The 16602-nt window shown below is 62.7% G+C and carries 13 protein-coding genes; 7 read left to right on the top strand and 6 right to left on the bottom strand.

Annotation, left to right across the window (positions count from 1 at the left end):
- Positions 1–185: 185 nt before the first annotated feature.
- Complete coding sequence (locus J4P02_RS30075) at positions 186–1769, bottom strand: peptide chain release factor 3 (protein WP_426197303.1); 1584 nt, start codon at positions 1767–1769, stop codon at positions 186–188.
- A gap of 350 nt (positions 1770–2119) precedes the next feature.
- Here J4P02_RS30075 and J4P02_RS30070 point away from each other — a divergent pair, with 350 nt between their 5' ends.
- From J4P02_RS30070 to J4P02_RS30050, 5 genes are all read left to right on the top strand, one after another.
- Positions 2120–2836, top strand: a complete 717-nt coding sequence (locus J4P02_RS30070; protein WP_426197301.1) for an ABC transporter permease — start codon at positions 2120–2122, stop codon at positions 2834–2836.
- A gap of 24 nt (positions 2837–2860) precedes the next feature.
- Positions 2861–3763, top strand: a complete 903-nt coding sequence (locus J4P02_RS30065; RefSeq protein WP_426197299.1) for a glycine betaine ABC transporter substrate-binding protein — start codon at positions 2861–2863, stop codon at positions 3761–3763.
- Positions 3764–3777: 14 nt separating this feature from the next.
- Entirely contained in the window at positions 3778–4431 is a 654-nt protein-coding gene (locus J4P02_RS30060) for an ABC transporter permease (RefSeq protein ID WP_426197296.1), read from the top strand.
- On the top strand, positions 4428–5585 hold the full coding sequence (locus J4P02_RS30055) for a betaine/proline/choline family ABC transporter ATP-binding protein (protein WP_426197294.1): 1158 nt from the start codon (positions 4428–4430) through the stop codon (positions 5583–5585). Before J4P02_RS30060 ends, J4P02_RS30055 begins: the two co-directional genes overlap by 4 nt.
- Positions 5586–6236: 651 nt before the next feature.
- On the top strand, positions 6237–7400 hold the full coding sequence (locus tag J4P02_RS30050; protein ID WP_426197292.1) for a type III PLP-dependent enzyme: 1164 nt from the start codon (positions 6237–6239) through the stop codon (positions 7398–7400).
- A 68-nt stretch (positions 7401–7468) separates the two neighbouring features.
- On the opposite strand, the gene J4P02_RS30045 is transcribed toward J4P02_RS30050, so the two are convergent.
- The 4 genes from J4P02_RS30045 to J4P02_RS30030 are packed head-to-tail and all read right to left on the bottom strand — an operon-like array spanning position 7469 to position 9532.
- On the bottom strand, positions 7469–7747 hold the full coding sequence (locus J4P02_RS30045; protein ID WP_426197290.1) for a type II toxin-antitoxin system RelE/ParE family toxin: 279 nt from the start codon (positions 7745–7747) through the stop codon (positions 7469–7471).
- Positions 7744–8007, bottom strand: a complete 264-nt coding sequence (locus J4P02_RS30040) for a CopG family ribbon-helix-helix protein (protein ID WP_426197288.1) — start codon at positions 8005–8007, stop codon at positions 7744–7746. Before J4P02_RS30040 ends, J4P02_RS30045 begins: the two co-directional genes overlap by 4 nt.
- Positions 8008–8062: 55 nt before the next feature.
- Positions 8063–8848: a tetratricopeptide repeat protein gene (locus J4P02_RS30035; RefSeq protein ID WP_426197286.1), complete on the bottom strand. Its 786-nt coding sequence runs from the start codon at positions 8846–8848 to the stop codon at positions 8063–8065.
- Positions 8849–8851: 3 nt separating this feature from the next.
- Positions 8852–9532: a Fe2+-dependent dioxygenase gene (locus tag J4P02_RS30030; RefSeq protein ID WP_426197284.1), complete on the bottom strand. Its 681-nt coding sequence runs from the start codon at positions 9530–9532 to the stop codon at positions 8852–8854.
- Positions 9533–9740: 208 nt separating this feature from the next.
- On the opposite strand from J4P02_RS30030, the gene J4P02_RS30025 reads away from it, so the two are divergent.
- Both J4P02_RS30025 and J4P02_RS30020 read left to right on the top strand, forming a co-directional pair.
- A complete protein-coding gene (locus tag J4P02_RS30025) occupies positions 9741–12035 on the top strand; it encodes a TonB-dependent receptor (protein ID WP_426197282.1) in 2295 nt (764 codons plus the stop codon).
- Positions 12036–12191: 156 nt separating this feature from the next.
- Positions 12192–14723 carry a PepSY domain-containing protein gene (locus J4P02_RS30020; RefSeq protein WP_426197280.1) on the top strand — a complete coding sequence of 844 codons (2532 nt, stop codon included), beginning with the start codon at positions 12192–12194 and terminating at the stop codon, positions 14721–14723.
- Positions 14724–14869: 146 nt separating this feature from the next.
- On the opposite strand, the gene J4P02_RS30015 is transcribed toward J4P02_RS30020, so the two are convergent.
- Complete coding sequence (locus tag J4P02_RS30015) at positions 14870–16411, bottom strand: alkaline phosphatase D family protein (protein WP_426197278.1); 1542 nt, start codon at positions 16409–16411, stop codon at positions 14870–14872.
- Between the last annotated feature and the right edge of the window lie 191 nt (positions 16412–16602).

The raw sequence follows: 16602 nt of genomic DNA, 5'->3' as shown, positions 1-16602 counted from the left end.
AATCTGATCAACCACCGCCAATTTAAAGGACAGTGAGTAATCTCGTTGTGTGCGCTTTACACCTTGTTCCATCTGACTCTCCGGAAATTCGGGATGGGAGGTGTAAACCTTATTCAGGACGGGACACAGGGCAAAAAAAAGCCCCGCGGTCTGCACCGCGGGGCTTGTGGGTACTGCCGGCGAACTTAGTGGTGTTCGCGGGTGGCGCGGAATTTCACGTCCGGCCAGCGCTCTTCCATCAGCGCCAAGTTGACCCGGGTGGGCGCCAGGTAGGTCAGGTGACCGCCGCCGTCCAGGGCCAGGTTTTCCACCGCCTTGTTGGAAAACTCCTCCAGCTTCTTCTTGTCGCTGCAGTCGATCCAGCGCGCGGACCACACGGTGATCGGCTCGTAGGAGCACTCCACCTTGTATTCCTCCTTCAGGCGGCTGGCCACCACATCGAACTGCAGCACGCCCACGGCGCCGAGAATGATGTCGTTGCTGCGCTCGGGGAAGAACACCTGGGTCGCGCCTTCTTCGGCCAGCTGTTGCAGGCCCTGGCGCAGTTGCTTGGACTTGAGCGGGTCACGCAGGCGCACGCGGCGGAACAGCTCCGGGGCGAAGTGCGGAATACCGGTGAAGCCCAGCGCCTCGCCTTCGGTGAAGGTGTCGCCGATCTGGATGGTGCCGTGGTTGTGCAGGCCGATGATGTCGCCGGCGAAGGCCTCTTCCAGCTGTTCACGCTCGGAGGAGAAGAAGGTCAGGGCGTCGCCGATGCGCACGTCCTTGCCGGTGCGCACGTGGCGCATCTTCATGCCCTTCTCGTACTTGCCCGAACAGATGCGCATGAAGGCGATACGGTCGCGGTGCTTGGGGTCCATGTTGGCCTGGATCTTGAACACGAAACCGCTGAACTTCTCTTCCTGCGGCGCCACGGTGCGTTCGTTGGCCACCCGCGGCAGCGGCAGCGGCGCCCAATCCACCACGGCGTCGAGCACGTGGTCGACACCGAAGTTGCCCAGGGCGGTACCGAAGAACACCGGGGTCAGGTGGCCGTCGAGGAACTCCTGCTGGTCGAACTCGTGGCAGGCACCCTGCACCAGTTCCAACTGCTCGATGAAGCGCTCGTATTCGTCACCCAGGTGGGCGCGGGCTTCAGCGGAATCGAGTTTCTCGATGATCTTGGTTTCAGTGCGCTCGTGGCCGTGGCCCGGGGTGTAGACAATGATGTAGTCGCCCACCAGATGGTACACACCCTTGAAGTCGCGGTAGCAACCGATCGGCCAGGTGATGGGCGCCGCCTTGATTTTCAGCACCGCTTCGATTTCGTCCAGCAGTTCGATCGGGTCGCGAATATCCCGGTCCAGCTTGTTGATAAAGCTGACGATGGGGGTGTCGCGCAGGCGGCACACGTCCATCAGGGCGATGGTCCGCGGCTCAACACCCTTACCGCCGTCGAGCACCATCAGCGCCGAGTCCACTGCGGTCAGGGTGCGGTAGGTGTCTTCCGAGAAGTCTTCGTGGCCCGGGGTATCCAGCAGGTTGATCATGTGTTCGCGATAAGGGAACTGCATGACCGAGGTGGTAATGGAAATACCCCGCTGCTTCTCCATCTCCATCCAGTCGGAAGTGGCATGGCGGTCGGACTTACGCGATTTGACGGTACCCGCCACCGCAATTGCCTTGCCCATCAGCAAGAGCTTTTCGGTGATGGTGGTCTTACCCGCATCCGGGTGGGAAATAATGGCGAAAGTGCGGCGTTTCGCGACTTCGGCGGCCTGTTGGGTCATGGGAAATCGCCTGGCGGTGATCAAAAAAGGGCGCAGATTATAGCCCAGACATAGCCCCCCGAGCCACCAATGCCCCTGCGATCGCGGCCGATGGATGAGCGGCGGACAATGGCAAGATGCCGTCAATGATGGAACCTTTTGCAAACCCCAGGCGTCCACTCCCCTGTCACGCGCTGCGATCAAGGGCTGAAATATCAGCCGCTTAGCTTGATCCAGCGACGCTCATGGCTCGTTCGCCAGCCCTTTGGCCGGCACCCGACGAGCTGCTTTTCGCAGGCACTTTCCCGGCAGCCAGGCATGGCCCAGCCACACGAGAAAGCGCCCGCCGACCGACATATAGGAGTCCGCCTGTGGCTATTCGCTATGGCAAAGGGCTGATAGGAGGGGTTGCGGTTATCGCCCTCCTGGCCCTGCTGGTCCACTGGATCGGCATCAGTACGATCGAACACTACCGCGACGATCTGTGGTTCTACCTGCAAGCTCATCTGTTTCTGGTTCTGGCGTCGATGTGCGCCGCACTGCTCGTGGGGATTCCCGCCAGCATCTTCCTCAGCCGTCCGAACATGCTCGGACGCGCCGAACGCTTCATGCAAGTGTTCAACATCGGTAACACCGTCCCCCCTCTGGCCGTACTGGCCATCGCCCTGGGCATCCTCGGCATCGGCAGTGGCCCGGCCATCTTCGCCCTGTTCCTGGCCTCCCTGCTGCCCATCGTGCGCAACACCTTTGAGGGCCTGAAGAACGTCCAGGGCTCGCTCAAGGAAGCCGCAGTGGGCATTGGCATGACCCCGCGCCAGGTGCTCTGGCAGGTGGAGTTGCCCAACGCCGTGCCGATTATCGTCGGCGGCGTGCGGGTGGCGCTGGCGATCAACGTCGGCACCGCGCCCCTGGCCTTCCTGATCGGCGCCAACAGCCTGGGCAGCCTGATTTTCCCCGGCATCGCCCTGAACAATCAGCCGCAACTGCTGCTCGGCGCCGCCTGCACCGCGCTGCTGGCCTTGCTCCTCGACGGCCTGGTGACCCTGGCCAGCCGCCTCTGGCTGGAACGCGGCCTGCGCCCGTCTTAAGCCCGTCAGCGACAAGGAATGAACATGAAGAAAACAAGCCTGATACTCGGCTGCATCCTGCTATTTGCCGGACTGGCCCACGCCGCGGAGAAACCACTGATCCGCATTGGCGCCCGGGTCTTCACCGAACAGACCCTGCTGGCGGAAATCACCTCCCAGTACCTGCGTAGCAAAGGCTACGACACCCGCGTCACCGGCGGCCTGGGCAGCAACCTGGCCCGCAGCGCCCACGAAAGCGGGCAACTGGACCTGATCTGGGAATACACCGGGGTGTCGCTGGTGGCCTACAACCACATCGACGAAAAACTCGACAGCCAGCAGTCCTACGCACGGGTGAAACAGCTCGACGGGAAAAAGGGCCTGGTGTGGCTGGCCCCGTCGAAGTTCAGCAATACCTACGCCCTGGCCCTGCCGCAGAACGTGGCGCAGGCCTATCCGCAGATCAACAGCGTCAGCGACCTGAAGCGAGTCCTCGATGCCGAAGCCAAGGATCACCACTTGGTCGCGCTGGATACCGAGTTCGCCAACCGCTCCGACGGCCTGGCCGGCATGGTCAAGCTGTACGACATGAACCTGACCCGCAACAACATCCGCCAGATGGATGCCGGCCTGGTCTACACCGCCTTGCGCAACGGCCAGGTCTTTGCCGGCCTGGTGTACACCACCGACGGCCGGTTGAACGCCTTCCACCTCAAGCTGCTGGAGGACGACCTGCACTACTTCCCCGACTACACCGCCGCCCCCGTGGTGCGCCAGGCCTACCTCGACGCCCACCCGCAACTGGCCGCCGAGCTCAAGCCCCTGGCGGAACTGTTCGACGACGAGACCATGCGCCAGCTCAATGCCCGGGTCGACGTCGACCACGAGAGCCCATCCGCGGTTGCCGCAGATTTCCTGCGCCAGCATCCGCTTGATTCAGCCCAATAAAGGAGGGAGAAGCCATGGAATTCCTTAACGCCTTTTCCCATCTGGACTGGCAACAGGTGCTGCACCTGACCTGGCAGCACATCACCCTGGTGGGTATTGCCGTGACCCTGGCCATCGTCTTCGGCGTACCCCTGGGCGTGCTGATGACCCGCTTCCCGACCCTTGCCGGCCCTTTGCAGGCCAGCGCCACCGTGCTGCTGACCATTCCGTCGATTGCCCTGTTCGGCCTGCTGCTGCCGTTCTACTCCAAATTCGGCCAGGGCCTGGGCCCGCTGCCGGCGATCACCGCGGTGTTCCTCTATTCCCTGCTGCCGATCATGCGCAACACCTACCTGGCACTGACCGGCGTCGAGCCGGGCATTCGCGAAGCCGCCCGCGGCATCGGCATGACCTTCGGCCAGCGCCTGCGCATGGTCGAGTTGCCGATCGCGGTGCCGGTGATCCTCGCCGGGGTACGCACCGCAGTGGTGATGAACATCGGCGTGATGACCATCGCCGCCACCATCGGCGCCGGCGGCCTGGGCGTACTCATTCTTGCTTCCATCAGCCGCAGCGACATGTCGATGCTGATCGTCGGCGCGGTGCTGGTCAGTCTCCTGGCCATCTTCGCCGACCTGCTTCTGCAATGGCTGCAACGCTCGCTGACTCCAAAAGGACTCCTGAAATGATCGAACTGCAAAACCTGACCAAGACCTTTCGCAGCAACGGCAAGGATGTCAAAGCCGTCGACTCGGTAAGCCTGACTGTCAATGAAGGCGAGATCTGCGTGTTCCTCGGACCCTCCGGTTGCGGCAAGAGCACCACCCTGAAAATGATCAACCGCTTGATCATGCCCACCTCGGGCAAGGTGCTGATCAATGGCGAAGACACCACCGACCTGGACGAAGTGACCCTGCGCCGCAATATCGGCTACGTGATCCAGCAGATTGGCCTGTTCCCCAACATGACCATCGAGGAAAACATCGTGGTGGTGCCCAAGCTGCTGGGCTGGGACAAGCAGAAATGCCATGACCGCGCCCGCGAACTGATGAGCATGATCAAGCTCGAACCCAAGCAGTACCTGCAGCGCTATCCACGGGAACTGTCCGGTGGCCAGCAGCAGCGCATCGGGGTGATCCGCGCCCTGGCGGCCGACGCTCCGTTGCTGTTGATGGACGAGCCGTTCGGCGCGGTGGACCCGATCAACCGCGAGATGATCCAGAACGAGTTCTTCGAGATGCAGCGGGCCCTGAACAAGACCGTGATCATGGTCAGCCACGATATCGACGAAGCCCTCAAGCTGGGGGACAAGATCGCCATCTTCCGTGCCGGCAAGCTGCTGCAGATTGACCACCCGGATACCTTGCTGGCGCACCCGGCAGACGATTTCGTCAGCAACTTCGTCGGCCAGGACAGCACCCTGAAACGCCTGTTGCTGGTGAAAGCCGAAGATGCCGCGGACAACGCCCCCTCGGTGAGCCCGGAAACCCCGGTGGCCGATGCCCTGGAATTGATGGACGAACATGACCGCCGCTATCTGGTGGTGACCTGCGCCGAGAACAAGGCACTGGGTTATGTGCGACGTCGCGACCTGCACCGCCAGACCGGCACCTGCAGCCAGTTCCTGCGAGAGTTCAACGCCACCGCCGCCTACGACGAACACCTGCGGATTCTTCTGTCACGCATGTACGAGTTCAACCGCTCATGGCTGCCGGTGCTGGATGCCGAGCGGGTGTTCCTCGGCGAGGTGACCCAGGAATCGATTGCCGCCTACTTGAGTTCAGGGCGTTCGCGGGGGATGAAGACCCACATCATCTCGCCAGCTGAAACAGTGCTCGCCTGATCAATAAATAGCCAAAAACCAACCTGTGGCGAGGGAGCTTGCTCCCGCTGTACCGTGAGCGGCCCCTCTTTGCAAAAAAAGTGGGACTGCTGCGCAGTCCGGCGGGAGCAAGCTCCCTCGCCACCGGTTTTTTGGCCCGCCCACGCGCCGGAAAAAAATATCAACAGCCCCCCTCGTCAGATCTGTCCGGCGCCCCCCTCAGAAACAGCCAACCTCCCTCTCACACCGCCCTCTCGCCGCTAACGTCGCCGATGTTGACGCCTTAATACTTACTAGCTACTTGGTACACAAAAGCGTCGAACGTGCAGGTATTTTTAACACCCATGAATTCTCCGGGAACATCTCTCCGTCATCTGTGTCGTCTACAAAGAGAGGTGTCGGCGACGCACGTCAGACAAGTGCAAAAACGCGACATTTTTAGTTGATCTCAGCCCCCTCACCGCCTAAAGTTCGCGCCGAACGTCCATGCTGGAAACGATCCATCCGGCTCAAGTACTGACGACGAGACAGCAAGGCCAAGGGCAGATTTCCCATGGCCTTTTTGCTTTCGGCGGCAATGCCTTGGGAAGTAGGCGAACCAAAGTGGGGATACGGAGGACGTTCATTTGCACCCATTGATTTCTAACGTTTGCCAGTAGGAGCTCCCAACGCATGTCGATTAACGTCGAAGACTACTTTGCGCGCGAAACCTTTCAGAAAATGAAGGCCTTCGCCGACCAGAAAGAAACCCCCTTCGTGATGATCGATACCCAGATGATCGCCCAGGCCTATGACGACCTGCGCGCCGGTTTCGAATTCGCCAAGGTCTACTACGCGGTCAAGGCCAACCCGGCGGCAGAGATCATCGATCTGCTGCACGAAAAGGGTTCGAGCTTCGATATCGCCTCGATCTACGAGCTGGACAAGGTACTGGGTCGCGGCGTCAACCCGGCCAATATCAGCTACGGCAACACCATCAAGAAATCCAAGGACATTCGCTACTTCTATGAGAAGGGCGTGCGCCTCTACGCCACCGACTCCGAAGCCGACCTGCGCAATATCGCCAAGGCCGCCCCGGGTTCGAAAGTCTATGTGCGTATCCTCACCGAAGGCTCCACCACCGCCGACTGGCCGCTGTCGCGCAAGTTCGGCTGCCAGACCGACATGGCCATGGACTTGCTGATCCTCGCCCGCGACCTGGGCCTGGTGCCTTACGGCGTGTCCTTCCACGTGGGCTCGCAGCAGCGCGATATCAGTGTCTGGGACGCGGCCATCGCCAAGGTCAAGGTGATCTTCGAGCGCCTGAAGGAAGAGGACGGCATCGAGCTGAAGCTGATCAATATGGGCGGCGGCTTCCCGGCCAACTACATCACCCGCACCAACAGCCTGGAAACCTACGCCGAGGAAATCATCCGCTTCCTCAAGGAAGACTTCGGCGACGACCTGCCGGAAATCATCCTCGAGCCGGGCCGTTCGCTGATCGCCAACGCCGGCATCCTGGTCAGCGAAGTGGTGCTGGTGGCGCGCAAATCCCGCACCGCCGTCGAGCGCTGGGTGTACGCCGACGTGGGCAAGTTCTCCGGCCTGATCGAAACCATGGACGAGTCGATCAAGTTCCCGATCTGGACTGAAAAGAAAGGTGAAGTGGAAGAAGTGGTGATCGCCGGCCCAACCTGCGACAGCGCCGACATCATGTACGAGAACTACAAGTACGGCCTGCCGCTGAACCTGGCCATCGGCGACCGCCTGTACTGGCTGTCCACCGGCGCCTACACCACCAGCTACAGCGCGGTGGAATTCAACGGCTTCCCGCCGCTGAAGGCCTACTACTTGTAAGGCAGCTGCGAGCTGGTAGCGGTAAGCAAAAGCCCATGACCTGTCATGGGCTTTTTTGTGCGCTGCGCTTACCGATCTTCCCTGACATGCCAGATACGCAGGATGGACAAGGTCATGCCTTGAATCTCGTAACGCATCTCATAGCGCCCCACCAGTAGACGTCGCACATCCCGGGGCATGAACTCTTCCAACTGCTCTCCCAATCGAGGGTTATGCAGAAGAGTGTCGGGGGCCTGCACCAGGGATTGAACAGTCTGTGCCGCAGCGGAGCGATTGACCTGGGCAAGAAACTCGAAAAGACGGGCCAGGTCGGAAAGCGCCTTGCTCGTCCAATTCAGCCGTCTCATTTCGGCAGCGGCAGAGGACTGTCACCCGACAAGCTCTGCGCCCAGGCCTGCACAGCTTGGTGATCGATAACCCTACCGGCATCCACATCAGCCAGAGCCTCAAGAGTCAGGCGCCGACGCTCCTCCTCCTGGTCTACCCAGGCAACCAGCGCCTGCTTGACGATCCAGGCGCGCGAACGCTCCAGACGCGTGGCCAACTGGTCAACCTTGTTGGCCAGATCCAAAGGAATATGTGCAGTCAGTACTTTTGTCGCGGGCATGAGGCAAGACCTGCATCAGAATGATTGAAAGCGATTAGATTTGAATCATAGTGATTTATACCAAGGCAGCAAGCCGCTCGGCATCCCGCTCATCACCCAGTTGCGCCGCACGCTGGTGATAGGCCAGGGCCATCTGGCGGATCTCGGGATGGCGGGCATCGAGCAGCGCGCCACGGGCCACCCGGAGGAAATTCAGATTGCCGCCGGCCAGTGCCTGTTGCAGCCAGGCCAGCGCCTCGTCGATACGCCCGGCGTCGGCCAGCACCGCTGCATGGCTGAACTGCCCGCGAAAATCTCCGCCCTCGGCCGAACGCCGGTACCAGTCGCAAGCCGCTTGCGGGTCGGCCGGGCATACCAGCCCTTCCTCCAGGTAACGCCCTAGCAGGTTCATCGATTTGGCATGGCCCAATTCCGCCGCGCGGCGGTAGTAGGCCAGGGCCTGGGCATGGTCCTGAGCCACACCGCGGCCGGTGGCCAGCAGGTTGGCGTAGTTGTACAGGCCCCAATCCAGCCCGGCTTCGGCTGCCTGGCGATAGTGCCCGGCAGCACGGACAGCGTCCGCCTCGCAGCCCCAGCCCTGCTCATGGCAACGGCCGAGCATATTGCGCGCCATCAGGTGCCCGCGTTGCGCGGCAATCTCGAACCAGCGCAGCGCCAGGGGCGGGTCCTGTTGGATGCCTCGACCATCGAGCAGAATCTGCCCAAGCAGGGCCTGGGCTTCCAGCATGCCCTCGGAGGCCGCCACCAGAACCGCCTGGGCGGCGCGGGCCGGGCTCTCTTCGAGCATGGCGCCGAGTTGTGCGCCGTCGAGGATTTCCTCGCGGCGAAGTTGAAAAGTCACGGCCTACACCTCGACCCAGCGGCGCAACAGGTTGTGGTAGCTGCCGGTCAGGCGGATCAGCGAAGGATGCTCGGGCACATCCCGGGTCAGCTCCTGGATCGCCCCGTCCATTTCGAACAGCAAGGCACGCTGGCTGTCTTCGCGCACCAGGCTCTGGGTCCAGAAGAACGAGGCGTAGCGAGCACCGCGGGTCACCGGGTTGACCTTGTGCAGGCTGGTGCCGGGGTACAGCACCATGTCCCCCGCCGGCAACTTGACCCGCTGCAGGCCGTAGGTGTCCTGGATTTCCAGCTCGCCACCGTCGTAATCCTCGGGGTCACTGAAGAACAGGGTTGATGACAGGTCGGTGCGCACCCGCTCCGGGCTGCCCTTGGGCTGGCGCACGGCGTTGTCGATATGGAAGTCGAAACTGCCACCGGCGGTGTAGCAGTTGATCAGCGGCGGGAACACCTTGTGCGGCAAGGCGGCAGACATGAACAGCGGGTTCTGCCACAGACGCTCGAGCATGGCCGCGCCAATTTCCTTGGCCAGGGGATGGCCTTCGGGCAGTTGCAGGTTGTGCTTGGCCTTGGCCGACTGGTAGCCGGCAGTGATCTTGCCGTCGGCCCAGTCTGCCTGCTCCAGGGCTTGGCGAATGCGCCCCACTTCATCACGGGTGAACACGCCGGGGATGTGCAGCAACATGGCCAGGTACCTGAGCAGCGAAAGGCCGTCAATGATATTGATTCTTATTGACTGTGTAAAACCCGGGAGACGTACGAGAGCGCAAAAACCGTAAGGATAAATTGTAAAGAATGTAAATTCAGTGCGAATAGTAATGTTTCGCAATTGATAACAATTGTTTCTTTCCCCTATATTCCGCGACCTCAAATCCTTGGGGAGGGGAATCACCATGTCACGCCAACAACCACCATCCGCCGTCAGTTCACCACGCCTGCTGGCGTCTGCGATTGGCGTGGCGATCACTGCCGGCTCCGCGGGCCATATGGTCCAGGCCGCTGAAGACACCAGCAAGAAGACCTCCGGCAACGCCATTGCCCTGGACGCCACCAGCATTACCGGCGAGGCCCAGGACTCGACTTCCTATCAGGTGGAAAAGGCTTCTTCGCAGAAGTACACCGCCCCGCTGGTGGATACCCCGCGCTCGGTCACGGTGATTCCCCAGCAAGTGCTCAAGGACACCGCAGCCACCTCGCTGCAGGATGCACTGCGCACCGTACCGGGCATCACTTTCGGTGCCGGTGAAGGTGGCAACCCGCAAGGTGACCGCCCGTTTATCCGTGGCTTCGATGCACAAGGCGACACCTACCTCGACGGCGTACGTGACACCGGAGGCCAAAGCCGCGAAATCTTCGATATCGAGTCGGTTGAAGTCAGCAAGGGCCCGAACTCGTCGTTCGGCGGTCGCGGCTCGGCCGGTGGCAGCCTGAACCTGGTGAGCAAGCTGCCCAAGCAGCAGGACTTCCTCAACGGCGGCTTCACCTACGGTTCCGACCAGACCCGCCGCTACACCCTGGACGTCAACCGCCAGTTCCTCGAAGGCGCGGCCTTCCGCCTGAACCTGATGAGCCACGAGCAGAACGTGGCCGGTCGCGACTCCGTGAACTACGACCGCTGGGGCGTGGCGCCATCGTTGACCTTCGGCATGGGCACCCCGACCCGGGTCAACCTCAGCTACTACCATATGGAAAGCGACGACCTGCCGGATTCGGGCATTCCCTACGGCTACAGCTCGGCAACCGCCACCGCCCACGGTCATGACAAACCCACCGACGGCGGCGACAGCAGCAACTTCTACGGCTTGAAGGACCGCGACTTCCGCAAGACCCGTGCGGACATCAGCACTATTTCCATCGAGCACGACCTGAACGACAACATGACGCTGAAAAACACCCTGCGTCATGGCAACACCGGCCAGGACTACATCCTGACCCAGCCAGACGACAGCAAATTCAACGTCAACCGCTATGGCACTGTATGGCGCCGTGCCAACAGCCGGGTTTCGACCACCGAAACCACCACCAACCAGACCGATCTGTTTGGCGAATTCCATGCGCTGGGCTTCAAGCACAACTACTCCACCGGGCTTGAGTTCACCGGTGAAGAAACCCGGGTCAGCAGCTATAACGTGAGCAACAACAGCAACCCGACCTGTACCGCGAACAAAGTGGGCAACAGCGGCGGCAGCTGCACCTCCCTGGCCAACCCGAACCCGAACGACGCCTGGACCGGCGCCATCGCGCGCAACTACATGGGTACCAACACCAAGGCCACCAGCCGTGCCGCCTATGTGTTCGACACCATCGAGCTCGACCCGCAATGGCTGCTGAACGTCGGTCTGCGCTACGACACCTTCGACACCGAAGCCAACACCAATGCCGTGCCTTCGGCCACGGTCAAGGCCAGAAGCAAGCTCAAGGATGACAGCCAGTTCTGGAACTGGCAGGCCGGCCTGGTGTGGAAACCGGCCGAGAACGGCAGCATCTACGCTTCCTACGCCACTTCGGCCTCCCCGGCCGGTGGGCTAGTGGGTGAAGGCGTAGATAACAACCCTCTATCAGCCAACAGCCTGCAACCCGAGGAAACCGTCAACTACGAACTGGGCACCAAATGGAATGTGTTCAACGATCGCCTGGCGCTGACTGCAGCGGTATTCCGTACCGAGAAGAAAAATACCCGGATCTTGGTAGATGCCATGACCTACGAGAACGCCGGTGAGTCCCGGGTTGATGGTCTCGAACTGGGCGCCAGCGGCAAGATCACCGACAAATGGCAAGTGTTCGCCGGCTACAGCTACCTCAAGAGCGAGCTGGTGGACGCCGGCCTGACCGGTCGTAACGGCGTGATCACGGCTGGCGCGATTCAGGCCAGCGGCAACCAGATGCCCAACACGCCGAAGAACAGCTTCAGCCTGTGGAGCACCTACGACATCACCCCGAAACTCACCGTCGGTGGTGGCGCCTTCTATGTCGACCAGGTCTACGGCGACGCAGCCAACACCGTATACGTGCCGTCCTACACCCGCTACGACGCCATGGCCAGCTACAAGCTGACCAAGAACGTCGACCTGCAGTTGAACGTGCAGAACCTGACCGACAAGACCTACTACGACAAGGCCTACGCGGCGCACTTCGCCAACCAGGCGGCCGGCCGTACCGCGCTGATGAGTGCCAACTTCCACTTCTGATCCCGCGCAACAACCCCCTGTGGCCCCGGCCACAGGCAGCCAAGCCCCAGGCATCGCAATGCCTGGGGCTTTTCTGCGTAAAAACGAATGCTTCTCGACAACACACGGCATAATGCGCGCCGTGTTCCACCCCTGCGGACCTAGAAGGCGGTCGATGTGATGAAGAAAACCCTGTTTCAGCTGCACTGGTTCTTCGGCATCAGCGCGGGACTGGTGCTGGCCCTGATGGGTATCACCGGGGCCACGGTGTCGTTCGAGGACGAGATTCTGCGTGCCCTCAACCCTTCGGTATTGCAGGTGGACCCGCTCCCCGCCGGCACGCTGCCGCCCGCCGACCTGGTGGACAAGATCCAGGCCAGCGCAGGCCAGACGGTGTCGATGCTCTGGGTCGAGACCGACAGCGGCAACGCCGCGCGGGTGTTCTTCACCCCGCCGCCGGGGGAACGCCGTGGGCAGATGCGCTACTTCGACCCCTACACCGGCGAACTCTTGGGCGACGCGGTCGGCCAGGACTTCTTCGGCTTCATGCTGCAACTGCACCGTTTCCTGGCCATGGGCGACACCGGCCGGCAGATCACCGGCGCCTGCACCCTGATGCTGATTTTCTTCTGCCTGTCCGGGTTGTACCTGCGCTGGCCGCGCCAGGTCGGCAACTGGCGGGTATGGCTGACCCTGGACTGGGCCAAGAAAGGCCGGGCCTTCAACTGGGACCTGCACGCGGTGTTCGGCACCTGGTGCCTGCTGTTCTACCTGCTTTTCGCCCTCACCGGCCTGTACTGGTCCTACGACTGGTACAGAGAAGGCCTGAGCAAACTGCTCTCCGATTCGCCGCAAAGCGAACGCCAGCGTGGCGGTCGTGGCGGCCCACCTGCCAAGGGCCCGGCCCCGGTGGCGGACTACAACGCCCTGTGGAGCAGCATCTACAGCGCCGCCGGCAAGGACCTCAACGCCTACAACATCCGCATGCCGGCCGTGGCCGGGCAACCGGCGACGGTGTTCTACCTGCTCAAGACCTCGCCCCACGACCGGGCGCTGAACCAGCTGACCCTGGACCCCACCAGCGGGGTGATCAGCGCTCATGATCGCTACGCCGACAAGAGCTTCAAGTCGCAGTTGCTCACCAGCGTCTACGCGCTGCACGTGGGCAGCTACTTCGGCCTGGTGGGGCGCATCGTGCTGACCCTGGCGTCCTTGAGCATGCCGCTGTTCTTCGTCACCGGCTGGCTGCTGTACCTCGATCGCCGGCGCAAGAAGCGCCAGATCAAGCACGCCCGCCAGGGCCTGGAAAGCAGCACAGGCGATGGCTCGGCCTGGCTGATCGGTTTCGCCAGCCAGAGCGGCTTCGCCGAGCAACTGGCCTGGCAGACCGCCGGGCAACTGCAGGCCGCCGGAGTCGGCGCCAAGGTTCAACCCCTGGCCAGCCTCAGCGAGCAGGACCTGTGCAACACCCAGCGCGCGCTGTTCGTGGTGAGTACCTTCGGTGATGGCGAGGCCCCCGACAGCGCCCGCGGCTTCGAGCGCAAGCTGCTGGGGCGCGAACTGTCGCTGCCTGGCCTGGAATACGCCGTGCTGGGTCTCGGCGACCGCCAGTATCCACAGTTCTGCGGCTTCGCCCGGCGCCTGCACGACTGGCTGTCGGGCCAGGGTGGCAAGACCCTGTTCGCCCCCATCGAAGTGGACAGCGGCGACACCTACGCCCTGCGCCACTGGCAACAGCAACTGGGCCAGCTCACCGGGCATGCCCCGGTGGACCTGTGGCAAGCCCCGGCCTTCGACAACTGGACCCTGAGCAGCCGCACCCTGCTCAACCCCGAGAGCAGCGGCTCCGGGGTCTACCTGCTGCAATTGCTGGCCCCTAGCGCCAGCAGCTGGCTGGCCGGGGACCTGGTGGAAGTGATGCCGCGCAACAGCCGCGGCGCCGTTCTGGACTTTCTGACAGGCCTGGGCCTCTCCGGCAGCACTCCGGTGCAACTGGACGGCCTGCAAGAAAGCCTCGAACAAGCCCTGGGCAGCCGCCAGCTCCCGGAAATCCGCAGCCATCTGGTGGGCCTGCATGCCCAGGCCCTGGTGGACGCACTGGTGCCCCTGGGCATGCGCGAATACTCCATTGCTTCGATTGCCGCCGATGGCTGCCTGGAATTGCTGGTGCGTCAGGAATGCCGCGCTGATGGCAGCCTGGGCATCGCTTCCGGCTGGCTCACCGAGCATGCCGCAGTGGGTTCGAGCATCAGCCTGCGGGTACGCCGCAACAGCGGCTTCCACCTGCCGGCCGAGCCCTGCCCACTGATTCTGCTGGGCAACGGCACCGGCCTGGCCGGGCTGCGCAGCCTGCTCAAGGCACGCATTGCCGAGGGCCAGACAGATAACTGGCTGATCTTTGGCGAACGCAATGCCGAGCATGATTTCTACTGCAAGGACGAGTTGCAGGAATGGCTGACTCGGGGTGATCTGAGCCGCCTGGACCTGGCGTTTTCCCGGGACCAGGCCGAGAAGATCTACGTGCAGGATCGCCTGCGCCAGGCGGCGGATGAACTGAGGACATGGCTGGATAATGGCGCCGCGATCTATATCTGCGGCAGCTTGCAGGGCATGGCGTCGGGGGTGGACCAGGTGCTCAACGAGCTGCTGGGCGCCGAGCAGGTCGAGCGCCTGATCGAGCAGGGCCGCTACCGCCGCGACGTCTACTGACCCGCTTCGCCGGCCAGCCGGCTCCTACGTGGCTATCGTGCTCCTTCCAGCGTAGGAGCTGGCTTGCCAGCGAAAGCGCCCGCCAGAACGGCGCAGGGCTCAAGGGCCTCTTCGCCGGCAAGCCGGCTCCTACGCGGGTTGTACGGTTAAGCCGGTTGCAGCTTGCGTTCGAACACCGCCACGCCATCCAGATCCCGCAGGATCACGCTCATCTCCGCCGTCTGCCCGTCGATTTGCACCTCGCCAAAGAACTGGAAACCGGCAAAGGGCGAAGCGTTTTGAGTAGGCGGCGCCTTCTGGAACACCACCTCGGGGCCGAAGGTCTTGTCCAGCGCATTGGGCCCGAAGCTCCCGGCGTTCAGCGGCCCGGCGACGAATTCCCAGAACGGCTCGAAATCCTGGAACGCCGCGCGATCCGGGTGGTAGTGGTGGGCCGCGCAGTAATGCACATCCGCGGTCAGCCACACATGGTTGCGCACCCGGTGCTTGCGCAAGTGCGCCAGCAATTCGGCAATCTCCAGCTCACGGCCCTGGGCCGGGCCCGGCTCGCCGTTGGCGATTGCCTCCCAGCGCGGCACCCCAGGGCTGACCTCGCCATCGGGCACGCCGAGGCCGATGGGCATGTCCGCCGCCACCACTTTCCACTGGGCCGAGGAATCCTTGAGCTCGCGCTTGAGCCAATCCAGCTGCTCACGACCGAGGAAGGGTTTCTCGCCGCCGAGGTTGTCATCGTTGGGCCCGCGATAGCTGCGCATATCCAGCACGAACACATCCAGCAGCGGCCCGTAGCTGAGCTTGCGGTAGATGCGCCCGCCGCCATCGGCGCTCTGCCGGCGCATGGGTGAATACTCCAGCCAGGCCTGGCGTGCACGGCCCACCAGGGTCTGGATGTCCTTGACCATGTAGCGCTCGTCCAACTGCTTGCTCGGCGACCAGTTGTTGACCACCTCGTGATCGTCCCACTGCCAGATCTGCGGCACCTCGGCATTGAAGCGCCGCAGGTTCTCGTCCATCAGGTTGTAGCGGTAGTTGCCGCGGTATTCGTCGAGGGTCTCGGCGACCTTGCTCTTGGCCTCGGTGGTGATGTTGCGCCAGATGCGCCCGTCTTCCACGGTCAACTGCGCCGGCACCGGGCCGTCAGCGTAGATGGTGTCGCCGCTGTGGATAAAGAAATCCGGCAGGCGCCTGCGCATGGCTTCATAGATGCGCATGCCACCGATATCCGGGTTGATGCCGAAGCCCTGGCCCACGGTGTCGCCGCTCCAGACAAAACGGATATCCCGGGCCTGGGTCGGCGCGCTACGCAGGTGACCGAACCAGGGCTCGCTGGCCACGCCGCTCTGGGCATCCTCGAAGGTCACCCGATAGAAGATCGCCTGGTTAGCCGGCAGCCCGGTCAACTCCACCCGCGCAGTGAAATCGGTACGGGCATCGGCCAGGGGCGAAATAAAACGCCGGGGGTTGCTGAACACACTGCGGGTGTCCCACTCCACCACCATCCGCGCCGGGCGGTCGCTGCAGCTCCAGATGATTGCCTTGTCCCCCAGCAGATCCCCGGACTGCACGCCGTCGGTGAGCTGCGGCCGATCCTTGACCGACGCGATCACCGCCGGCGCCAGGCTCGGCAGCAACAGCCCCGCCCCGGCGATTTGCATGATCCGACGACGGCCGAGGTTGAACTCGCTCATGGTGCCTCCCTGACAACAGTCAAAAAGCCCACCTTAGACAGTGGGGATGAACGGGGTGTGACAGGGTGGTGGCGAGGGAGCTTGCTCCCGCTCGGCTGCGCAGCGGCCGTCACGGCTGAATGCGCGGTCGGCCTGGCAGGCTGCGGGGGTTGGCCATGGGCGCACGGTGCGCGCCAGCGGGAGCAAGCTCC

The sequence above is a fragment of the Pseudomonas sp. NFXW11 genome, assembly GCF_049887815.1.
Lineage (GTDB): Bacteria > Pseudomonadota > Gammaproteobacteria > Pseudomonadales > Pseudomonadaceae > Aquipseudomonas.
Note: the sequence above shows the minus strand (reverse complement) of the source record. Positions and strands in the feature narration are given on the sequence as shown.